22 protein-coding genes are annotated in these 22,755 nt (G+C 45.8%); 14 read left to right on the top strand and 8 right to left on the bottom strand.

What is annotated here, in order from left to right; translation table 11 throughout:
- Position 1 precedes the first annotated feature (1 nt).
- The 4 genes from gspE to AC0VYA_RS01140 form a co-directional block, all read right to left on the bottom strand.
- Positions 2–1,579, bottom strand: coding sequence for a type II secretion system ATPase GspE (gspE, locus tag AC0VYA_RS01155; RefSeq protein WP_011573167.1), 1,578 nt, complete (start codon positions 1,577–1,579; stop codon positions 2–4).
- A 2-nt stretch (positions 1,580–1,581) separates the two neighbouring features.
- Positions 1,582–3,651: a type II secretion system secretin GspD gene (gene gspD / locus AC0VYA_RS01150; protein WP_475489792.1), complete on the bottom strand. Its 2,070-nt coding sequence runs from the start codon at positions 3,649–3,651 to the stop codon at positions 1,582–1,584.
- A gap of 5 nt (positions 3,652–3,656) precedes the next feature.
- Positions 3,657–4,559: a type II secretion system protein GspC gene (gene gspC / locus AC0VYA_RS01145; RefSeq protein ID WP_475489791.1), complete on the bottom strand. Its 903-nt coding sequence runs from the start codon at positions 4,557–4,559 to the stop codon at positions 3,657–3,659.
- A 96-nt stretch (positions 4,560–4,655) separates the two neighbouring features.
- Positions 4,656–5,351, bottom strand: a complete 696-nt coding sequence (locus AC0VYA_RS01140) for an SDR family NAD(P)-dependent oxidoreductase (RefSeq protein WP_473477518.1) — start codon at positions 5,349–5,351, stop codon at positions 4,656–4,658.
- Positions 5,352–5,509: 158 nt separating this feature from the next.
- Here AC0VYA_RS01140 and hslR point away from each other — a divergent pair, with 158 nt between their 5' ends.
- Together hslR and hslO are read left to right on the top strand one after the other, a co-directional pair.
- Entirely contained in the window at positions 5,510–5,926 is a 417-nt protein-coding gene (gene hslR / locus AC0VYA_RS01135; protein ID WP_475489790.1) for a ribosome-associated heat shock protein Hsp15, read from the top strand.
- Between the two features lie 32 nt (positions 5,927–5,958).
- Positions 5,959–6,852 carry an Hsp33 family molecular chaperone HslO gene (hslO, locus tag AC0VYA_RS01130; protein ID WP_011573162.1) on the top strand — a complete coding sequence of 298 codons (894 nt, stop codon included), beginning with the start codon at positions 5,959–5,961 and terminating at the stop codon, positions 6,850–6,852.
- 54 nt (positions 6,853–6,906) lie between these two features.
- Here the strand turns inward: hslO and envZ are convergent, their stop codons facing one another.
- Together envZ and ompR are read right to left on the bottom strand one after the other, a co-directional pair.
- Positions 6,907–8,205: a two-component system sensor histidine kinase EnvZ gene (gene envZ / locus AC0VYA_RS01125; protein ID WP_011573161.1), complete on the bottom strand. Its 1,299-nt coding sequence runs from the start codon at positions 8,203–8,205 to the stop codon at positions 6,907–6,909.
- Positions 8,206–8,230: 25 nt separating this feature from the next.
- Positions 8,231–8,956 carry an osmolarity response regulator transcription factor OmpR gene (gene ompR / locus AC0VYA_RS01120; protein ID WP_475489789.1) on the bottom strand — a complete coding sequence of 242 codons (726 nt, stop codon included), beginning with the start codon at positions 8,954–8,956 and terminating at the stop codon, positions 8,231–8,233.
- A gap of 377 nt (positions 8,957–9,333) precedes the next feature.
- Between ompR and AC0VYA_RS01115 the strand changes: the two genes are divergently transcribed.
- Together AC0VYA_RS01115 and AC0VYA_RS01110 are read left to right on the top strand one after the other, a co-directional pair.
- On the top strand, positions 9,334–10,236 hold the full coding sequence (locus AC0VYA_RS01115; protein ID WP_011573160.1) for a phosphoribulokinase: 903 nt from the start codon (positions 9,334–9,336) through the stop codon (positions 10,234–10,236).
- 81 nt (positions 10,237–10,317) lie between these two features.
- Positions 10,318–11,391, top strand: coding sequence for a peptidase M42 (locus AC0VYA_RS01110; protein ID WP_475489788.1), 1,074 nt, complete (start codon positions 10,318–10,320; stop codon positions 11,389–11,391).
- An 85-nt stretch (positions 11,392–11,476) separates the two neighbouring features.
- Here AC0VYA_RS01110 and AC0VYA_RS01105 read toward each other — a convergent pair whose 3' ends face one another.
- Entirely contained in the window at positions 11,477–11,698 is a 222-nt protein-coding gene (locus AC0VYA_RS01105) for a hypothetical protein (RefSeq protein WP_011573158.1), read from the bottom strand.
- Between the two features lie 377 nt (positions 11,699–12,075).
- Here AC0VYA_RS01105 and AC0VYA_RS01100 point away from each other — a divergent pair, with 377 nt between their 5' ends.
- From AC0VYA_RS01100 to AC0VYA_RS01065, 8 genes are all read left to right on the top strand, one after another.
- Positions 12,076–13,161 (top strand): hypothetical protein, encoded by a 1,086-nt coding sequence (locus AC0VYA_RS01100; RefSeq protein ID WP_011573157.1) that lies wholly within the window; start codon positions 12,076–12,078, stop codon positions 13,159–13,161.
- Between the two features lie 184 nt (positions 13,162–13,345).
- Positions 13,346–14,050 (top strand): spondin domain-containing protein, encoded by a 705-nt coding sequence (locus AC0VYA_RS01095; RefSeq protein WP_011573156.1) that lies wholly within the window; start codon positions 13,346–13,348, stop codon positions 14,048–14,050.
- Positions 14,051–14,060: 10 nt separating this feature from the next.
- Positions 14,061–14,780 carry a spondin domain-containing protein gene (locus AC0VYA_RS01090; protein WP_011573155.1) on the top strand — a complete coding sequence of 240 codons (720 nt, stop codon included), beginning with the start codon at positions 14,061–14,063 and terminating at the stop codon, positions 14,778–14,780.
- Positions 14,781–14,885: 105 nt separating this feature from the next.
- Positions 14,886–15,605, top strand: coding sequence for a winged helix-turn-helix domain-containing protein (locus tag AC0VYA_RS01085; protein WP_475489787.1), 720 nt, complete (start codon positions 14,886–14,888; stop codon positions 15,603–15,605).
- Positions 15,605–17,104 (top strand): sensor histidine kinase, encoded by a 1,500-nt coding sequence (locus AC0VYA_RS01080; protein ID WP_475489786.1) that lies wholly within the window; start codon positions 15,605–15,607, stop codon positions 17,102–17,104. The genes AC0VYA_RS01085 and AC0VYA_RS01080 overlap by 1 nt, the downstream gene beginning before the upstream one ends.
- Before the next feature lie 56 nt (positions 17,105–17,160).
- Positions 17,161–17,346: a DUF2065 domain-containing protein gene (locus AC0VYA_RS01075; protein WP_011573152.1), complete on the top strand. Its 186-nt coding sequence runs from the start codon at positions 17,161–17,163 to the stop codon at positions 17,344–17,346.
- Between the two features lie 81 nt (positions 17,347–17,427).
- Positions 17,428–18,726, top strand: a complete 1,299-nt coding sequence (locus AC0VYA_RS01070; RefSeq protein ID WP_011573151.1) for an adenylosuccinate synthase — start codon at positions 17,428–17,430, stop codon at positions 18,724–18,726.
- 123 nt (positions 18,727–18,849) lie between these two features.
- On the top strand, positions 18,850–19,269 hold the full coding sequence (locus AC0VYA_RS01065; RefSeq protein ID WP_475489785.1) for a VOC family protein: 420 nt from the start codon (positions 18,850–18,852) through the stop codon (positions 19,267–19,269).
- Here the strand turns inward: AC0VYA_RS01065 and AC0VYA_RS01060 are convergent.
- Positions 19,251–19,934, bottom strand: a complete 684-nt coding sequence (locus AC0VYA_RS01060) for a YitT family protein (RefSeq protein WP_475489784.1) — start codon at positions 19,932–19,934, stop codon at positions 19,251–19,253. The two genes, AC0VYA_RS01065 and AC0VYA_RS01060, sit on opposite strands and share 19 nt — an antisense overlap.
- 357 nt (positions 19,935–20,291) lie before the next feature.
- Here AC0VYA_RS01060 and AC0VYA_RS01055 point away from each other — a divergent pair, with 357 nt between their 5' ends.
- Both AC0VYA_RS01055 and AC0VYA_RS01050 read left to right on the top strand, forming a co-directional pair.
- Positions 20,292–21,488, top strand: coding sequence for a pyridoxal-phosphate-dependent aminotransferase family protein (locus AC0VYA_RS01055; RefSeq protein WP_475489783.1), 1,197 nt, complete (start codon positions 20,292–20,294; stop codon positions 21,486–21,488).
- A 242-nt stretch (positions 21,489–21,730) separates the two neighbouring features.
- The gene (locus AC0VYA_RS01050) at positions 21,731–22,753 is read left to right on the top strand and encodes a patatin-like phospholipase family protein (RefSeq protein ID WP_475489782.1); all 1,023 of its coding nucleotides are present in this window, start codon (positions 21,731–21,733) and stop codon (positions 22,751–22,753) included.
- The last annotated feature ends 2 nt before the right edge of the window (positions 22,754–22,755 follow it).

Below are 22,755 nucleotides of genomic sequence, written 5' to 3'. Positions count from 1 at the left end.
TCTAGTCTTCTCGCGTTACACGCAGGACTTCTTCTAGTGAAGTTTCTCCGCTCAAGACTTTTCGACAACCATCATCACGAATGCTAGGCGTATTTTGACGTATGTATTTTTCAATAGCTTGCTCGCCGTGACCGTTATGGATCAGCTCGCGTATGCCTTCATCGACAATCAATAATTCGTGAATACCGGTACGCCCGCGATAACCAGTATGGTTGCACGCCGCGCAACCTTTAGGTCGACACACCTGATGACTGGCTTCGCTGCCAATAGCCACACCTAAAATACTGCACTCTTGGGCGCTAGGTTCGTGGGTGGTTTTACATTGTGGGCACAAGGTTCTTACTAAGCGCTGTGATAAAACAGCCAATAAACTAGACGACAACAAGAATGGCTCTATGCCCATATCTTCCAAGCGCGTAATCGCCCCTGCAGCGGTATTGGTATGCAGTGTCGACATCACCAAATGGCCTGTTAAACTGGCTTGCACACCAATTTGCGCGGTTTCTAAGTCTCGGATTTCCCCAACCATAACCACATCAGGATCCTGACGTAAAATCGCCCTCAAGCCTCGTGCGAATGTCATGTCGACTTTAGCATTGACTTGGGTTTGCCCTATACCTTGTAAATCAAATTCTATTGGGTCTTCAACGGTAAGAATATTACGATCTTTTGAGTTAATCTCGCTTAAACCGGCATACAAGGTTGTAGATTTACCTGAACCTGTAGGGCCAGTCACCAAAATAATGCCATGGGGCTTGCGAATAAGACCGGAGAAATGCCCGCGGTTAACTTTGGTCATCCCTAGATCTTCAAGATTCAAGCGTACATTATTCTTATCAAGCAAACGCAGCACCACGCGCTCACCGTGGCTTGATGGCATGGTCGATACCCGCACATCAACCGCTCGACCGGCAATGCGTAAGGTAATGCGTCCATCTTGGGGAACACGCTTCTCGGCAATGTCCATTTTCGACATAACCTTAATACGAGACACCAACATTGAAGCCATCTTACGATTCGGTTTTAAAATTTCTCGTAATACACCGTCAACCCTGAAGCGCACCAACAACTGGGTTTCAAAGGTTTCAATATGAATATCAGATGCGCCTTCTTTGATGGCTTCGCCCAACATGGCGTTAATCAATTTGATGATCGGTGCATCATCTTCACTTTCTAACAAATCTTCTGTGTCAGGTAACTCTTCGGCAAGCGCAAATAAATCACTTTCATTGCCAATATCTTCCATTAGCTGTTTAGCCGCTGACGAGTCGCGCTGAAATGCGCTGGTCAGTAACGTTTCAAACTGGCCGCTTTCAATTTCTCGCAATTGAAAAGGCTGCCCCAAAAAGCGCCTGACTTCAGCAAAAATAGCAAAGTCTGTCTCATTGGTATGATAAAGCAGTGCAGGCGTTTCCGCGGTTTCTAGCAGCACTTTATGGCGCTTAGCAAAACTGAACGCAAGCTGCTTGTGTTCAGCATCTTCTATGGGGGCATCTACATCTGTGCCCGCAGCAACGAGGGCCTGCTCTTCGGCTTCCACAGTACTTATTGACTCTGTGATCGTTGAATCAGAGCTCATGGCTACTCATCATCCTTTTGCTGCGCGGCTTTTTCAGATTGCTCTCTTTTTTCCATATACTCGCCATAGGAAGGCGGCAAAGCTAAGCCATCGTCCCATTCTGGTAACGCTGGGTTTTCAGAAAATGGCATTAACGGGATGCCCTCTGACTGGCGCTTAAGCTGCTCGGCGCGAATGTAATTGTACTTTTTACGACTAATATCGCTGGCTGTTACCCCATCGCGAATAATCGTAGGACGAATAAACACCATCAAATTACGTTTAGATTTACTGGTAGTGGTCGACTTAAACAAGTTTCCAAGATAAGGGATATCACCCAAAATAGGCACCTTAGACACGCTCTCTTGCACATCATCATCAATTAATCCACCCAGTACAATCGTGCCTCCATCGTCCACTATAACGGTGGTTTTGATCTCACGTTTGTTGATCAGAATATCCACTGAGGTTGCGCCGCTAATACTTGATACCTCTTGCTCTATAAGCAGTTGTACTGCGTTACCTTCGTTGATTTGTGGGGTAACTTTAAGCTTAATACCTATTTCTTGACGCTCTACAGACTGAAATGGGTTGGTGTTATTCGAACCGGTTGTGGAGCCTGTGATAATCGGTACTTCTTGACCCACAATAAAGAAGGCCTCTTCATTATCAAGGGTCGTTAAATGCGGGGTAGACAGTACGTTAGAGTTAGTATCTGTGCTTACCGCTTGCAGCACTGCGCCCCAACCATCTTTTACTGCCCCCACCAAGAAACCATTTACGCCACCAAGCAGTGAAGCAAGGGCGGTGTAGTCTCCTTCTGTTGTTTCATCAAATGAGTACGGGTCGCCATCATCATCAAAACCAACTGTGGTTGTCGTTGTATCTTCTGCTTGTTCTGCGGCCACGGCTAATGAGCCAATGCCTACCACGTTACCATTGCTAAACTGCTGCGCACCGTATTTTTCACTTGCCCATTGCACACCAACCGTGGTGCCGTCGCCTTCAAACACTTCAACAATTATCGCTTCCACTTGTACTTGTGCGCGGCGGATATCTAGTTGGCGGATAACGTCTTCTAATGAACGCATCATATCTGGCTGGGCGGTGATAACGAGGGCATTGGAATCTTCGTGGGCTTCAATGCTGATATCACGCGCCGCTTTACTGGTTGATTTCGCCGCTCCTTGCTCTTCGGCTTGAATGCTGGCGCTAACCCCTTGCAATACTTTGACGAGTTCTTCTGCTTTGGAATATTTGAGGAAGATAACTCGCGTATTGCCGCTGGTTTCTAATTCTTGATCCATGCGTTCAATCAAATTCACGATTCGCTGGCGCGCTTTGATATCACCACTGACCATAATACTGTTTGTTCTGTCATCCGCCACTACGCGAGGAGCGTCTTTGCCACTTGCGCTGGCTTTTCCCGTAGTTTTATTAATACTCTCGATAATGCGCACTAATTCCGTGGCCGACGCGAATTTTAGCTTAACGATTTCCACTTCTTCATCGCCGGCTTTATCTACCCGCTCAATGATTTCCACCAACCGATTTACCACTGCTGCTCGCCCCGTAAGCATCATTACGTTTGATGCATCATGGCTGACAACGTTGCCGCCACCTGCTTGGTCATTTAGCTGACGCAAAATAGGAGCAAGTTCACGTACCGGTACGTTATATACCGGCATTACTCGGGTGATCATTTCATCACCGTCGAACGGTGTGCCCTCAACAACGGGCAAGTTTGACGTTTTTGCGTCTTTTGAACGTACCACTTTGACTATACCCGTCGGCATTTCAACCACGGCATAGCCATACACTTGCAACACGTTTAAAAAGAATTGGTAATACTGTTCCTCGTTTAACAGATCGTAACTGCGAACAGATATTTTGCCGCGCACATTGGGGTCAACAATGATGGTCTTTTTGAGGTTTTTACCCACAATATTAATGAATTCACCGATATCAGTATTTTTAAAGTTAGGTGAGTATTCGTTGGCTGCTACAAAAGTTGACGCAGAGAAAAATGCGGCCCCAATAATAAGGCACAAGCTGGGTAAAATATTACGGCTTGTTCGCTGGATAAAATTCATTCTAGTTATTCCTGTTCCGCATCGGGTAATTCTAAAAACAAGGTCAGCAAATCGTTGTCTCGGCTGACGGTAATTTGTAAGGATTGCGCACCGCGCAATTCGCCCATGGCCTCAACAGCTTGCTGAGGATCGGTTAAATTCAAACCATTGATATCAGTAATGACATCACCACTTTGCAAACCTGCCGCTTTAAACAGCGCAGGCTTTTTACCTGGACTGACGCGATAGCCTTGTAACTCACCATCGGCGCTATGGGGAGCGACCGAGATAAACTCAGTAAAATTAGCAGGTTGCTGCTGAAGCATACGCGTGGCATCTATCACGTCATCAGATAAAGTAATCACGTTATCTTGTATCGGCGAGGGAGAAATTGCAGGTGCAGGGCGACGAGGTGTACTCGTGCGTTTTTTATTGGCTTCATCAAAATCAACACCATCTAACATAAGGGTCTCATTTACCACACCATTACGGATAATGACTCGGTCACGAAACACTTCGCGTAACGTAGCATTGGTGCCAATGATCTTTTCGCCTAGGCCGTAGGTGTCTTGACTACCTCGGTTTTCAATAATAGCGGCACCTTGCTCTTGCACTGAGCTGGTGACTACACCAGTCAATGTCAGGTTTAATTTTGTTTCAGGTGCATCAGTAACGGTTTGCTCAGCCACAGGAGAGGCTTGAAAATCGCCAAATAAATTAAGTCGTTTTACGGCGTTTAAATTGAGAGTGGAATTATTGCCTGAGGCTATCGGGGCAAGACGCGTAAATGGCGCATCATTATGTGCCAATTCGCTTTTGGGCCATAAGCGCCAGGTCAACTCGGCTAAATAGGCTAATATGAAAATCACTAATACCGCCACAACAACGCGATTTATCAGCTGCTGGTACTTAATTAAGCTTAGCCACAAGTGATTGAAATTATAGTTAGTGATAGTTCTTTTCTCGTTGTTGAATCTTATAAATCGTCGTCTGAGCAATACTCAGACGAGCATAAACTAAATGCTTCACCAAGGGAGCTGCACCCCATTTTCATCAAAAAAATGACCGGTATCCGCTATGGTTAACCGCTCAATTAAGGTAACTATTTTTCGCGACGCATTTTGTACTGTACTTGTTGCATCTTGTCCACCCATATCAGTTTGAACCCAACCTGGGCTTAGCGCGCAAATAACTTGCTGGCTAGCCTGATGCTGGATTGCAAAACGACGCGTAAACATATTCAACGCCGCCTTACTCATGGCGTAAGCGTCTAACGGTGCTTGAGCAAACTTGTCACTTTGGGCGATAGAGGCAACCCCTGAGGATAACTGAATAACGCGCGCTTGTGAGGTTAACGTATCGTGCAATGCTTGGCACATTAAGCTGGGCGCCACACTGTTAACCAGAAAATTATCCATAAAGGCTGTCTGCGTCCATTCACCTAGGGGTTCGTTGGCGCTCACACCGGCATTATTAATCAGCACATCAATTTTGAACTGATCTTGCACACGCTCTGCCAACTGCTCGATTGACGCCTGTGAATGAAGATCAGCGTGCATGATGTGCATCCTATCTTCATTTTGCGCTTTTAACGCGAGTAAGTCTGTTTGATCAGCACTTGCACGGCAGACGCCGATAACCACATCCCCTTGTGAAAAATATTGCTGGCATAGCCCTAAACCCAAACCACGGTTAGCGCCTGTGACAAGCACAGTTTTCATCGGTTAAATTTTCCTTTTAGGGGCTGTGGGCGTAACATAAACCACTTATATTTTATTATTATTTTTAATTTTCTTTCCACCAATGATAACGAGTCGCCATCGGGGTCACAACTCTATTAAGCATTCGTTACGAAAATATTACATATCGGCCACTCTTTATGCCAAACAACATGCAAAACAGCAAAAATTCTTTTACAGAACAAAGTGTTCGCTTAGATAAATGGCTTTGGGCTGCGCGCTTTTTTAAAACACGTGCTCTCGCCAGAGAAGCAGTGATGTCAGGCAAGGTCAGTTACAATGGCCAACGGTGTAAACCTAGCAAGGCGGTAGAGCTCAAAGTTACAATAAAAGTTCCCCAAGGATACGATGTAAAAGAGATCATCGTGGTAGAATTAGTCGAACATCGTCGTTCTGCTCCGTTAGCCCAGCGGATGTTCGAGGAAACCCCGGAAAGCCTCGCACAACGTGAAAAAAATGCTGAGATGCGAAAGTTAAGTGCTTTTCATAGCCCCAAGCCTGATCAGCGCCCTGACAAGAAACAACGCCGACAAATTATCCAACTTAAACACCAGTAATCAGCGAAAAGCTGCTACATAGAGAAATTATTATGTCTTTTGACCAATTGCATCGTTACCTTTTCAATCAAGCTCATGTGCGTGGTGAGCTCGTTAGATTAGAAAACAGCTACCAATCTATTTTGGATTCTTACGCTTACCCACCTGTCATCCAGAAACTACTTGGTGAATTAATGGCAGCCACATCACTACTGACTGCCACATTGAAATTTGAAGGGGATATTGCCCTGCAATTACAAAGCGATGGCCCGGTAAACTACGCCGTTATCAACGGTACTCATGATCAACAGTTACGCGGCGTAGCGCGATGGGATGAGTCGTTGGCTGAATTACCTACTGACTTTAGTCAGCTGTTTACAAAAGGTATTTTAGTGATCACTATCACCCCTGAAGACGGTGAGCGTTATCAAGGAATGGTGGCGCTAGATAAACCGACCTTAGCAGAATGCATTGAGAGCTATTTTCAACAATCAGAGCAACTTGCGACCAAAGTCATTTTGCGTACCCAGCAAACGGATAGCGGAGCAAAGGCCTGTGGCATGTTCTTGCAAATTCTGCCCACCAGCAGTCAGGCGACAGCAACCACCGACACCGGATTCGAGCATTTAGCGAAGCTGACTGAAACCATTAAAAATGAAGAACTGTTTAGCTTACCCGCTGAAGATATTCTTTATCGCCTTTACCATCAGGAAGAGATTGAGGTTTACCCGCCAGCTGACATTATTTTTAAATGCAGTTGCAGCCGAGAACGTAGCGCGAATGCATTAGCTGCAGTGGAAAAAGCAGAATTATTGGATATTGTTGCCACTGAAGGCGCTATCAAAATGAACTGCCAATATTGTCATCGTGAGTATCGCTTTGATGAAATTGACGTACACGCAATTCACGCGGGCACGTTTGCGATGGACACTCAAAACGACCAATAATTGCAAGCCCAAGCAATCAGGCTTACAAGCGTAAACCCTACTTGCCCTTGTTCGTTAAGGGCAAGTGTGGGGAATAAAAATACTGGCGATCAAACCACCTTCAGGGTGGTTTTTTAATGTCACTTCGCCGCTGTGCATATCGACAATTCGCTTGATAATGGCAAGCCCTAACCCTGAGCCCAAACTGCCTCTGGCCTTATCGCCTTGAGTGAAAGGTTTGAACAAACCTTCGATTTGCGTATCAGGAATACCTGGGCCGAAATCTCGGATCGAGAAAAACAGCAAATTACGCGCCTTATCGTAACCAGAGCGAATTTCAATGTCTTCGCTACCATAGCGAAAAGCATTTTCAATCAGATTATCTAACACCCGCTTAAGCGCGACCCTGCGCATACAAGCGGTAGGAATAGGTTTTAGGTGTAAGTGGATATTGTGGTGCTCTTCAATGTTGCGTACTTGAACTGCATCACGGATAAGATCGTTGACGTCCACGCCAACCATGCTTTCTTGTTGATCTTGACGCACATAATTAATGAACTGATCAATAATTTCGTTCATGTCTTCAATGTCGTTCACTATGCCCTCTTTTAGCCAATCTTGGGCTTCAGGGAGCATTTCGGTGGCTAAACGAATGCGGGTCAAGGGTGTGCGTAAATCATGAGAGATACCGGCCGTTAACAGCGCCCTGTCATCTTCAAGTTGCTTTATTCCCTTGGCCATTTGATTAAATGCCTGAGTAACAGCCATTAATTCAGTTGAGCCTTGCGCTTCGAGCGGCGGCGGTATATTTCCTCGCCCTACTTCAATAGCCGCATGTTGCAAGGCTTGTAATGGTTTATTCAGCCTGCGCACGAATATCCAACCGCCCGCGACACTCAAAATACCGATCACCAGCAAGTAAATGGTCAATGGCGAAATATCTGACTCACCGTGGCTTAGCATGGGAATAGTGACCCAGACGCTAGGATCTTGTGGCGGTTTAACCCAGACCAAATACGGATTCCCCTGAGTAATACGTACTTCCGCTTCGCCGCCGAGTTTCAAACTCATTTGGCGCGACAAATAAGGATAATAAATCGCCTGCTCTACCCCTTCCTCTTGCGCTTTTTCATTACTCAATAAGCGCATGCCAGTCGCGGCAAAAAAGCGTTTATGCAGCTCGGGATCTTTATGGTCGATTTCTTCGATAAAGACGAGGTTGATCTGGGTGGCCAACAAATTATTGATTTGCTGGTAACTGGGGCGGATGAAGTAGTAGGTCACAGACAGATACGATACCACTTGATTGATCAGCAACAACATACCAATCAGCAGTACCGTTTGCCCGAAAGCACTTTTAGGAAGGAATCTCACGTTCTATTAACTACGCTAGCGACGGCTAGGCTCCACCACCGTCTGGTACAAAAACGTAACCTAGGCCCCACACGGTCTGAATGTAACGCGGGTTTGCAGGATCTTCTTCAAGCATGCGGCGTAAACGAGATACTTGCACGTCGATGCTACGCTCGAGTGCACTGTAATCACGGCCACGCGCTAAGTTCATTAATTTATCCCGCGATAACGGCTCGCGAGGATGAGTGACCAAAGACTTAAGCACAGCGAACTCGCCACTGGTCAATGTCATTGGCGTACCTTCACTCGACATTTCACGCGTGCCCAAATTCAATTTGAACTTGCCAAACTCAACAATTTGCTCAGCGTGAGACGGCGCACCAGGTGCTTCAACGACTTTTCGGCGTAACACCGCTTTCACCCGAGCCAATAACTCTCGAGGGTTGAAGGGCTTGGGTAAATAATCATCTGCGCCCATTTCAAGACCGATAATACGATCAACCTCATCGCCTTTGGCCGTTAGCATCACAATAGGAATTTCATTTTCTTTTTGACGTAAGCGGCGGCAAATAGACAAGCCATCTTCCCCAGGCAACATCAAATCAAGTACCATTAAATGGAAATTCTCACGTTCTAGCATGCGATCCATTTGTTCTGCATTGGCAGCCGCTCGCACCTGATAACCCTGCTCGACCAAATAGCGTTCAAGCAAGCTGCGTAAACGCATATCATCGTCTACTACTAAAATTTTTGTGGTTTCTTGTCCCATCATCGGATCCCTTTATCACATTACAGCCACTATAAGGTAAAGCGCTGAAATTCCAAAGCATCCTCTGGATTTGCAGCATTTTGGTTTGTTACAAAGTTTGTCCCGTGACGCACGTCACATCAGCCATGTAGCGATGTAGTGTTACATTTTTAGTCGTGACGCAATCCGTTAGTTTATTTGAACTGCTCAACCTAGCAAAACAATCTATGTGAAAAAAACACCACGTACTAACTCGCGTTGACATACGCCTAGCTCGCTTTCGCACAAGGCAAACCCTGTCTTATGCAACGCCAGTATTTATAACTAAATAAGAATAGCGCTTGACCCTAACTAGCCGCTTGCATTTAAATGGTACTCATTTTTTCCATCAAGAAACCTACATGTCTGTAAAACACCCAATTATTGCAATCACTGGTTCTTCTGGGGCTGGCACCACTTCAACCACCAATGCGATCCGCCATATCTTTCGTAATTTGTCGGTGAATGCTGCTGTTGTGGCTGGCGATAGCTTTCACCGTTTTACACGCCCAGAGATGGAAGTCGAAATTCGTAAAGCCCAAGAACAAGGGCGACACATTAGCTATTTTGGCCCCAAAGCCAATGATTTCGTGATGCTCGAACAATTGTTCAGTGAATATGCTGAAACGGGTAAAGGCAAACACCGCCACTATTTGCATTCGTTTGACGAAGCGGTGCCGTTTAATCAAATGCCGGGTACCTTTACGCCGTGGCAAGAACTGCCAACCAATACCGACGTGTTATTTTATGAAGGCTTACATGGTGGCGTAGTCACGGAAGAGGCCGACGTTGCAACCCACGTAGACTTATTGGTCGGCATGGTGCCCATCGTAAATTTAGAATGGATCCAGAAAATAGTGCGCGATACCGCAGAGCGTGGTCATTCACGAGAAGCCGTCATGAGCAGCATAGTGCGCAGCCTAGACGATTACTTTCAATATATTACACCGCAGTTTTCTCGTACCCATGTAAATTTTCAACGTGTACCAACAGTTGATACTTCAAACCCCTTTAGCGCCCGGGAGATTCCCAGCCAAGACGAGAGCTTTGTTGTTGTGCGTTTTCGCCGAGAAATGAAAACCGTTAATTACCCCTACTTACTGCAGATGATCGACGGTGCTTTTATGTCTCGTATCAACACCTTAGTGGTGCCAGGTGGTAAAATGGGCTTGGCCATGGAGCTCATCCTCACGCCTTTATTAGAAGAGATCCTCGACAAAAAACGCCGAGCGGGTTTTCAAATGGACTGGGTCTCAGATAAATAATCCATTGAGCAATTAACATGGTATAACGCAACCTTATTCATTTAGTTGCCCTACAGGCAAACCAAAATCAGGTCGTACGTTATGCCCCACCCTTTTGCCCAAGTCGATTTGCCAGCCAGTTTTATTGAATTGCTCAGCAGCCTAATGCGCAGCCCCAGTGTGGTCGGCGCAGAGCATTCATTTTTTCGCGTGTTGCAACGCGAATTAGAAGAACGAGGTGCAAAAGTGACTTGGTATGAAGGCTTGCTTGTGGCTCAGGGCAACGCCCCGGATAGCATGATGTTTTCGGCGCATATTGACCGCCATGGTTTAGTCTGCACTGGCCCAAATGAATTCCAGTACGCTGCTTTTGTGGCGGGTGCTCGCTCTGACTTGCTAGGCAACTCTGTCAGCGAGAGCTTGATGCGTAAAATAGTCGACCGTTTCGATGATGAATCGGTTTATGCTTACGAGCCTTGGTCCGGTGCATATCGTGGGCGCGGCACCATCAAAGGAGCCTATATCTGTGAGAATCGCAATAACCTAATTTTTGAAGTCGATGGCTTAGAACACGTTGTCGCGGGCACACCTGTGGCGTTTACTGACAAACTCAGCATTACAGATCAAGCGCTAGTAGGCCAACTCGATAATATATTGACCACAGCTGCTCTTGTGCATTTATTCGAAGGTGGATTCCAAGGAACCGCTTTTTTTACAGCTCAAGAAGAAGCCGGAAAAAGTTGGCGTTATTTATTGGAATGGTTCAGACGTTTCGGCGGCTCGACTAATCAGTTAATTGTCGTTGATACCAGCCCCTACCCGGATTTACCTAGTGCAGCACAGCAGAACCTTATATTGCGCCACAAAGACGCCAATGCTGTGTTTAACCCGCGTTTAACCGAACGTTTGATGGCTGAATGTCAAAATTTGGGCCTGAGTTATCAATTTAAAGACACCTACGTAGAAGCGCAAAATGCTAAGCTCATCGCCAATGGCGACGCTCCTTATTCCCTCGGTGCCACGGAGTTAGGCCGAATAATCTCTGCTTCTAATGGCCTGGTAGACGGCACAACCTTACAAATTCCATCTTCGGGCTACCACACCATGCAGGAGTCCGCGCCATTGTCTTCTGTTGCAGGCTTTTTGCGTATGCTAGCGGTACTGGCGAAAGGATAAACAGCGACAAGAATAATGAGATAACGCAGCAACTAGATAGCCACGTCTTATGACGTGGCTAATATGTTATTTGCCAAGGATTAGCTTAGATTTTTTCTACTTTTTGGTAACCTTCATTTGTCAGCTCGTTGTTTACACATTCAAGCAAAAACGTATTTAGGTTTTGTCCGCCTGTACCGTCTTCTTCAGCTATGTCATTACAATACTGTTTTAACTCTGCAATCAATGCTGCATCGGCAACGTCGCCTTCATCAGCAACCGCACCGAACAATGTCAGTGATAACATCAATCCTAGTAAAAATTTCATAAATTCCTCACCAAAATAAGGATGCCTTACGGCGATAGAAACGCTTATTTCTTGCAGCAATTTTTGTCTGCAATCGGCGGATTTTTACGCCCAATTTCAAATCTCGTCAAGAAAATTTAACCTTGATATTGAAAATAATTAACAGCTCAAATAGTGTCTTTTAAAAATCATAATTTTCAATAACTTAGATTTACTTTAACACCGCCTAATATAGTCAGATTCTGTCGCAGTTTAACGACATATTAGCCACTTAATCACGGCTTTCAAAAGGTGTCACTAGCAAGTAACACTTTTTTGCACTTTGCTAAGCAATATAGGCACCTTTTTTGGGCCTATAGCGGTATACTTAGCCCAACACTCAAACTCTACTATTTTTCATGCTGACCAAAAAATCCATTACTTATCTCGTATTGGCGACCACAGCCATATTCATTGCAGTGCAAGGTTACCGCGTGTGGTTGCTCAATAGTGTTAAATTCATCAGTTTTGATAGCCGCTTAAAAGAAATTTCCGGTATTGAGTTCGATAAAAGGCAGCGTTTGTGGGCAATTAATGATGGCGGAGATGAGCCGCGCTTGTATCAACTTGGCGATACAGGTGACATCGTCCGTAGCATCAAAATCACTAATGCCAAAAATTCTGACTGGGAAGACATGACCCAGGACTATTTTGGCCACTTTTTTATTGGTGATTTTGGCAACAACCACAATGATCGCGAATGGTTAACCATCTACAAAATTGAAAATCCTATCGACATAAAAGGAGATACCACCACTGCCGAAATCATTAAGTTTACCTACCCCAAATTCAAGGCCATAAAAGGTGAAAAACCGCGTAAAAATGTACATTACGATGTTGAAGCCTTTATCTATTTTAAGCGCAATTTGTATCTGTTCACCAAAAATCGTACGAGCCCTTTTGACGGGAAAACACGCATTTACAAAATTGGGGATCACGCAGCGAATTTTGACGCAGAATACATTAATGAATTTTCGACCTGTACCATCATAAAAGAACTGTGCTGGGTGACGTCAGCTGCGCTTAGCCCAGACCGCACCAAACTGGTATTGCTCGATTCAGAGCGTTTGTGGTTGTTCGAAAATTGGAAAGGCGATGACTTCTTTTCTGGCGACGCTTATCAAATTGATTTAGGCATAGTCACGCAAAAGGAAGCCGTGACATTTGCTGCTGACAACAATACCATTATTTTCACTGACGAGGTCTTTAATGGCATTGGTGGTAATGGTTACAGTATCCAATTGGACAAAGCGAAGAAAATTCCCGTTAGAAAACAAATGAAGAAGTCAATCAAAGTTAAACCCAAACTTAAGCCTGTAGTGCCAACGCCTAAACTGGACACCCCCGCGGTTCCTCCGTCGTCACCAGCGCAGTCTCCTGAGGGAGCGCCTGCTAAATTAACCCCAACAACAGAGCCTGAACCGGCAATTCCCCGTCAATCGTAAACCGTTATTCAGTCACATGTAGGGGCATCTTTTGCCCTTCTAACCCACCTCAATTTGCCTTTTTTAAGAAATATCCATTGTTTGACCAGTAGAACAAAATCGTGTTTTTTCCGTGATACTTTCGGGATATTTACCTCGCAATATTGATTGTGCATTAACACAAATTCACTATTGAGGAACGATCATGAAGCGCACAACTATTCTATCTGCGGCAGCAATGCTAGCGTTATCAAGCCAACAAAGCTTGGCCGCCGACATCAGTGTCGAAGTACAAAATTTAACCCACGGTTTATATTTCACTCCCATAGCGGCAGTTGTTCATACCCCAGATGTCAGCTTGTTTGAAGTAGGCGAAGCCGCCAGTACAGAATTACAGATGATGGCTGAGGGCGGCAGCATCGACGGAATCACCACAGTCGCTACCGCTGCTAGTGCTGACATGATTGCCAACCCTGCAGGCGGATTACTTGCCCCAACAATGAGTGCCTCTGGGGATGTTATGACCACAGACGGTAACGTCATGTTGTCTGTGGTGGCCATGGTTTTACCTTCTAACGATGGCTTCGTGGGGCTCGATAATTGGGAAATCCCAACCGAAGCAGGCACTTATACTGTATTTCTAAATGCATATGATGCGGGTACAGAAGCCAATGACGAACTACGCGGCAGCGGCGCACCAGGTATGCCAGGCATGCCTGTTCCACCACCGTTAGACCCGTTACTTGGCACGGGCGGTAGCGGAGTAGCTGGTGCCGATACCAATGCTACTGTGCATATTCACCGCGGTAACATTGGTGACGATTCAATGACCGATGGCACAAGCGATGTAAACAATAGCGTGCACCGTTGGTTGAACCCGGTCGCAAAAGTAACAGTAACCGTCAGATAAGGAGACTGTTATGCCAAATTTAATCAAACATTATAAGAAAGCACTTCTACTGGCGCTGCCCTTAGCATTGAGCGCCTGTGGCGACGACACCAAAGAAGTGATTGTTGAAGTTGAAGTCCCCGCACCGGTGCCTACGCCCGTTGACGTGAGCTACGATGTAACGGTTATCAACCTAACCAACGGACAACCTGTATCACCTCCCGCGATTGTTCTTCACGCCGATGGCAATTTATGGGCAGTAGGTCAGGTACCTTCTGTTGAGTTAGAGCGAATCGCAGAAGTCGGCGACTCTGAGTCATTCCTCACCCTAGGGATGACAAGTGCCGGTGGCGAAGGCCCAATTATGCCTGGCGACCAGCAAACTATCAGTGTCACCATCCAAGACATCACTGATGCTAAGTTGACTATCGCGGCAATGCTAGGCAATACCAATGATGCATTTACCGGCTTAAATGCATGGGATTTGTCTCAATTGGAGGTAGGTGACAGCTGGACAAGCAACCGCCCTGCATATGATGCAGGCACTGAGAAAAACACCGAAAGTGCAGCAACTGTGCCAGGCCCAGCTGCAAGCGGTGAAGGCTTTAACCCTACCCGTGATGACACTGGCTTTATCTCCATGCATCCAGGTGTGGTTAGTGTTGACGATGGCTTAAGTACCTCAGCTTTAACGGTTGAACACAAGTTCGACAACCCTGTCATTCGAGTGCGCATTACGCGAACGGAATAACAAAAATAACGTGAGGAGATAGGTGTTTAAAATAAAAAGCGCTGATCGAATGAAAGATAAGCGCTTTTTTATCGCTCTATATGTTTTTAAATAGTGGTACTCCCTATGACAGATAGCATCCTCATTGTTGAAGACGACCTTGATATAGCCAACCTAATACGAGTTAATTTACTCGAACTTGGTGTTGAAATAGATCATCAGGTCGACGGCGAAACTGCGCTACACCAAGCACTAAGTAACGAGTATGACGTTATTTTACTAGACGTCATGCTACCCAACATGAGCGGCTTAGATATTTGTCGTAAAATTCGTGATGAACGCCCGATGCAAATCATCATCATGCTGACCTCAAAAAACTCTGAAACCGATAGGGTACTGGGATTAGAGTTAGGCGCAGATGATTACATGACAAAGCCGTTCAGCGTGCGCGAGCTACAAGCCAGGGTGCGTTCACAGTTACGTAAAGTGCACGCTTTGCGCCAGTCTCACGTACCGTCACAGCAACCTGATGAAGCGTTAAATACAGGTGATTTACGAATAGACCAAAAAACCCATCAGGTATTTTTAGCAGAGCAAGAACTGGTACTAACCGCCACCGAGTTTGAACTACTGCATCATCTCGCCAGCCACCCTGGCCAAGTGTTTAGCCGAAGCCAATTATTAGAATCGGTATGGGGTTATCACCATAGCGGCTATGAGCATACGGTCAACTCTCATATCAATCGACTGCGGGCCAAGCTGGAAAACGATGCCACCTCTCCTAAAATTGTGCAAACCGTCTGGGGCGTGGGCTACAAATTTAATCCTCAAGGGGTATCAGGCTAATGAAAATCTGCTTCTATCAACGCTTAGCAATTTCACTGGTGGCGGTATTTATGCTGGTCATGATTGCCTGCTTTTACTCCACTAATGAATTGCAAAAACTAACCCAACAAGAAGCAGAACAAAAACTACACATAGGCTTGGCCGAGCACCTAGTGCGCGACAACCCACTGCTAAAAGAAGGCGTATATGACTATGACGCGTTAGGAAACCTCTTCCATTCTCTGATGATACTGGGGCCAAACTTTGAGTTTTACTACCTAGACCCGCAAGGGAAAATACTCACCTATTCGGCGAAACCTGGCAAAGTAAAAGCCACATCAGTGGATATTGCCCCGATTAAGCATTTGATTGGCGACAATCGGAGCTTTCCTGTTGAAGGAGATGATCCTAGGCAACTTGGGCGTCATAAAATTTTCTCCGCTGCACCTGTCTATAACGATGACAAACTACAAGGTTATTTGTATGTCATCATTGGCGGCGAGCGTTATGACTCCATTCTGGCGAGTTTAAAGAACAGCCAAAGCATGCGTGAAATTGCTATATTCTTGGTGGTCGGTTTAATGCTGTTGCTAATCGCATTGCTGGTCATGTTCAAGTATTTTACCACGCCATTGAGGCGCCTAAGTGACGACATGGAAAAGGTGCGTGAAGCTGATTTTCATCGTGAACAGGTACCCCGGGATTTAGCCGTGTGGAATAAAAACAGCCACAACGAAGTTGACCGACTCGGCTGTGCATTCACCGATATGCTGACGCATATCGATAACCAGTTCGAACAGCTAAGCAAAATAGACACCCAGCGCCGTGTACTTTTAGCCGATTTATCCCATGATTTGCGCACACCGCTGGCCAGTTTGCAGGGTTATATTGAAACCCTAGCGTTAAATGGTGAAAGCTTATCCAAACAAGACCGAGAGCATTTCGTTGATGTGTCCCTTAAAAATGCTAAAAACCTTAAACACCTTATTGACCAAATATTCGAGCTCGCTTATTTAGAAGGCGGGCAAGTCACCTTGCATCAAGAGCCATTCCCTCTTGGGGAGCTACTTCATGATGTGGCGGCCAAGTTCGCCTTAGAAGCGCAAAGCAAAAACATAAAGATCCGCGTCATTCCTAATCATTTCGAGTATCACGTGTTTGCAGACATAGGTAAATTGGAAAGGGTGCTGACCAACCTAATCGCAAACGCCATTCGCCATACCCCTGAACAAGGCAAAATAGATTTAGCTGTTGCGATACACAACGACAAACTCAGGGTGGATATTCGCGATACTGGCGTTGGTATCAGTGACAAAGAAATCGCTTTTATTTTTGATGCGCGATACCAAGCAAGTAACACCGAAAAAGACACCTGCAGCCACGCTGGTTTAGGCTTAGCCATTTGTCAAAAACTAATGGCGCTGCTCAATTCAGACTTAACGGTTGAAAGCAAACTTGGCAAAGGCACCTGCTTTAGCTTTGAGTTAACACTGGTAAACAGCCATGCATTAGCCCATTAGGGTGAGGGATCAATTTGCTATATCATATGCCGCCTGTTTCGTTTTAGAGCGTTTTTATGTTGCATACACTCCTTATTGCCTTCGCATTAGTCCTGATCCTCGAAGGCATCGGCCCTATGTTGTTTCCGAATAAATGGCGGAATTACCTGCAACAAATGTTAGAACAGCCTGTAAATCAATTACGTAGCGTCGGTGGCGTGCTTGTGACTATAGGTGCCGTCAGCCTGTTTTTCCTGATATAAAAATTAAGCGCATTTTTGTATTCAGATGCCGCTTGAAATTTGATAGGATCCCCGCCTAATTTTCTGACACTTCTCTAATCCATGGCTAAAAATGTAGTGGTACTCGGAACCCAATGGGGTGATGAGGGTAAAGGTAAGGTTGTAGATCTTTTAACTGATAAAGCAACCTATGTTGTTCGTTATCAAGGTGGACACAACGCAGGACATACACTGGTCATTGACGGCGAAAAAACCGTTTTGCACCTCATTCCTTCTGGTATTTTACGTGAAAACGTAACCTGTGTTATCGGCAACGGTGTTGTCCTTAGCCCTGAAGCATTGCTGAAAGAAAGCGCGATGCTTGAAGAGCGCGGCGTACCGGTAAAGGAGCGCTTGCGTATCAGTGAGGCTTGCCCACTTATTCTCCCCTTTCACGTCGAGCTTGATTTAGCCCGTGAAAAAGCCCGTGGCGACAAGCCAATCGGCACCACTGGTCGCGGTATTGGGCCGGCATACGAAGACAAAGTCTCTCGTCGTGGCTTGCGAGTGGGTGACTTGTTTAATCCTACCGATTTCGCTGTAAAGCTAAAAGAGGTGCTTGAGTATCATAACTTTATGCTGACCAACTATTATAAAGTTGAGCCAGTAAGCTATGAGAAAACACTGGCGGATGCATTGGCCGTGGCTGACATATTAAAAGCCATGGTGGTTGATGTAACTGACGTATTGGATCGCGCCCGTAAACGCGGTGACGAAATTATGTTTGAAGGCGCCCAAGGCACCTTGCTTGATATTGACCACGGTACTTACCCTTATGTCACCTCAAGCAATACTACTGTTGGTGGCGTTGCAACAGGCGCAGGCTTTGGCCCGCTACATTTAGACTACGTGCTAGGTATTGTTAAAGCTTACACGACGCGTGTAGGTTCTGGCCCATTCCCAACGGAATTAGGTTGTGATGTAGGCCAGCATTTGGGCATTAAAGGTCATGAATTCGGCGCAACCACTGGGCGTAAACGTCGCACGGGTTGGTTCGATGCTGTTGCCATGAAACGCGCAGTGCAAATTAACTCTATTACTGGCTTTTGCTTAACCAAACTAGATGTACTGGATGGCTTAGAAACCTTAAGCATATGTACTGGTTACAAACATGCAGATGGCACAGTAAAAGATGTACCGCCTATGGCTGCTGATGATTATGAACTCATCACCCCTGTGTATGAAGAAATGCCGGGCTGGAGTGAAAACTCTTTCGGTGTGACCGAGTATGATAATTTGCCACAAGCGGCTAAAAACTATATCAAACGCCTAGAAGAGTTAACGGGCGTACCCATTGATATTATCTCAACGGGCCCTGACCGCAACGAAACCATCGTTTTGCGTCACCCATTTGAGGTGTAATAGCCAATTGTTATATTCTGAAAGCCGCTTTTAAGCGGCTTTTTTTATGCCTGGGCGGTTGCCATCGCTTCACCAGCGCGTTTTCGTTAGTACATTGCTCACGTACAGCCAAAAGGAAACACCATGTCAGTTATGCCTTTTCATTTAGCCATACCCGTTACCAGCTTAGTCGCCAGTAAAGAATTTTATGGTGAATTACTCGGTTGCGAGCAAGGTCGCTCTTCAGAGCAATGGATAGATTGGAACTTCTTTGGGCATCAATTAGTCACACATTTAGTTGCAGCAATGCCGAGCCAACCCGCACCCAATAAGGTGGATGAGAAAGCCGTACCTGTGCCGCATTTCGGGGTTGTGCTTAAGATGAAAGATTGGCAAAACTTAGCTCATCGACTGCAAGCCGCTGAGGTGAGTTTTGTGATTGAACCCTATGTGCGTTTTAAAGGGCAGCCTGGTGAGCAGGCCACACTTTTTTTACTCGATCCTTGCGGCAATGCCTTAGAGTTTAAGGCGTTCGATGATATGAATCAGCTATTTGCTGGTTGATCTGAAACCTGTGCTGCTTTTACTTCTTGCGCAGTTTGAGAGGTTAACTCGGCCATGGTTTCTGCATAGTTGCTGTGATATCGCCCGGGTTTATGATTCACCGCGAGTATTACGTTGGTCGTCACCATGCCTGCCAATGAAATGGCCAATAAAATCGGGTTCATAATGAATAACGCCCCGACGACAATCAGGCTATCTACCACCAGTTGAAACGTGCCAGCGCGAATGCCTCGGCTGCCCTGTAGATAAAACGCTAAAATACCCAGGCCACCTAAACTGGATTTGTGCCTGAATAAAATCAGCATGCCCATACCAATTAGCATTCCCCCTACAACAGCACCAAAAACCGGCTGAATGTCACTCAAGGATATAAACAAGTGCATGTTTTCCACCAGCAAAGACACCAGTGAAATGGTCACAAAGGTATTCAAGGTAAAACGCCAGCCTAACTGTTTCAGCGCAATGTAATAAAACGGCAAGTTCACAAGAAAGAACAGTAAACCAAAATTAACCGGCACAAATTGGCTCAGCAGTAGCGCAATACCTGCCGTACCACCAATCAATAAACCTAACGCTTTAAAGATGGCTAAACCTAAGCTAACGAAGACCGTACCGCTTAAGATGGCCAGTACATCTTCGTAAAATCGATGTGTTGAGGAATGCATACTTGAATTTCTCCTAGATTCTTCCAGTGTCTAAACGTGTTTCAAACTCGTTACTGGATATATTTTGAGCAAGTCTATGCTTTCGAGGGGCGGCATTGTACAGTAAAAATACTCCCTCACAAGCCTTATCGCCCTTCAGGTTAACGTGATGTAAATTATTGATATTACTTGTAAAAAGGCATTAATACTCAGACGGTTTAGCCACATATTTGTGAGTAAATGATCTAGGGCGTTTATAAGTGCAAAACCAACGATTGATTAAATATATTTGTTTCAATTTTGCACTATGCCTACCTGCTGCTTGGCGATATGCTAGGGATCCACTTTTTTAAGCAGTCTAATGACTCAGGAGACCCAGTGTCGATTTGTGTGCCACAAGGAATTATTTCGCTAGATAACATTTTACCCGATGAACCCTTACTGATGATGGGGGCAGGTCCGGTACCTATTCCGGCCAAAGTAGCGGCGGCGAATGGCATAGTGATCAACCATCTCGGCGACACCATGGCGCAAATTATCGAACAAGTTAAAGTCATGTCGCGCTATGTTTTTCAAACTGAAAACGGCTTGATTTTAGGCGTCGCAGGCCCGGGTTCAGCTGCTATGGAAATGGCAGTAGCGAATTTAGTTCGCCCTGGCGATAAAGTGCTTAGCATCTGTAACGGTTTTTTTAGTAGCCGCTTAGCTGAAATGGCTGGGCGTTTACAAGCTGATGTGACCAAGATCCTGATCGATGAGCGTCAGGCGGCGAGTGCCGAAGCCATCGAACAGCATATCATTCGTACCCAACCCAACGTATTGACCATAGTGCAGGGCGAAACCTCAAATACCGTGCATAATGCCGAGCTAGAGCAGATTTGCCGCGTAGCCAAAAAGCATAACTGTATGGTCATTGTCGATGCAGTTTGCACACTGAGCACGATGGTATTAGACATGGACGATTGGGGTATCGATGCTGTGATCACTGGCGGCCAAAAAGGCTTGTCGTGTATTCCTGGCATATCCTTAGTGGGTTTTTCAGAGAAAGCGTGGGCCTTTATTGAATCACGCACCGACCAACTGCGACACTGGTGCCTTGACGCCAAGCTAGGCCACCAATTCTGGTACAAAAAGTCTTATCACTACACCGCGCCCGTATCTGGTATTTTAGCTATTCATGAAGCGCTACGTTTGGTGTGCACAGAAACCTTACCGGTGCGATTTGCCCGCCATGAACGTTGTTCAAAAGCGCTGCAAGCAGCAGTCGAAGGCATGGGGCTAGAATTATACGTGGAGCCACATGCGCGTCTTGCATCTGTGGTGGGGATCAGCTTACCGCAAAACATCGTCGGCAAAGATGTACTAAGTACGATGTCAAACCGCTATCGAGTTGAGATATCCGGCTCGTTTGGGCCGAATATTGTGCGCATAGGGCAAATGGGTGAACAGTGCCGTACTCATAACTTGTTCCGCACCATTCATGCACTAGGCTCTGCCTTTATCGATTTAGGTCACAAATTAGATTTGCCTACCGGTATGGCCGCACTCGAAAGCACTCTAGACAATATGCGTTAGAAAAATGACGCGTTAACGATATGACCCGTTAACAACACCCTCTATCGGGTAGGTGCAAAGCGATGCGCTGTTGCTTTGCACCTCCTCTTAAAAGCCTCCTCTGCTGCTATCAACTGATGTAAATTCATCTATGCTTAAATAGACAAAGGGAGTGTTAATTTTGACTGTCATTTTGCTGTGCCTCCCTTGTGTTAAAACGGACTCATTAACAATGCTACTAGGCGAAAATAAAGGAGAACAGTATGTCTAAGCTGATACTTTCACTGGATGGCGGCGGTATTCGCGGCGCAGCCACAACGCAATTTTTAACCCATGTCGAAAAAGCCCTTCAAGAAAAACATCAAAAATCCTTACGGGATTGCGTGGATTTTTATGCGGGTACCAGTACGGGAAGCCTTATTGCTTTAGCACTTGCCACCACCGACATGGACATACAAGATATTAATAAGCTGTATAGCTACGCGAATGCGAAAAAAATCTTTGTCGAAAACCGCGGCGCATTTGAACTAGACGGCATCAACGCGCCTAAATATGAAGCCAAAGGTAAAACTGACATTCTTAAAAAGTCCCTCGGTCAGGCAAAAATAAAAGATGTGCCCGAGGGGAAGCATATACTTGCTATAACCTATGGTGTCGAGAAACATCGCCCGCACGTAATTAAATCAACCCGTAGCGAATTTCAAAACTTACTTTCGTATCAAGTGGCTGATGCTTCAAGCGCAGGGCCAACCTACTTCCCCACCCAAGTCATGAACCTCCCCCCGGATAACGAACAAACATGGTTAATCGATGGCGGCGTAGTAGCAAACAACCCAACCATGTGTGCTATTGCCGAAGCATGCCGGTTATGGCCAGATGCCAATAGACGCGTGCTGTCGATTGGTACGGGTACCCAAACACGCAAAATAAATGGACCTGATTCACGTAGTTGGGGAGCACTACAATGGATGCTAAAAGGCTGTATTATTGATGTGTTATCAGATGAAAAAGTTGTCGCTTATCAGGCAATAACCATTACACCACCTGGAAGTTATATCCGCGTTAACGCTGAAATGCGCACTCAACCCGGTTTAGCCAAAGCCCCCGATGATGCCATGGATGACATTAGCCAAACCAATATTAAGCGCTTAAAAGGCATGGGGGATTTTTGGTATAGCCAGTATGGTGAAGCCGTGGTCGAGCTGCTTAACAATAGTTATGACGGGCCCTCCCTCGACAGGATTGATGCAAATACGGGGCAGCCCATTCAATACAAACCAGGGTGAGG

Source organism: Paraglaciecola sp. QJM3NY_14 (assembly GCF_056173245.1).
This window is presented reverse-complemented; position numbering and strand designations above follow the sequence as displayed.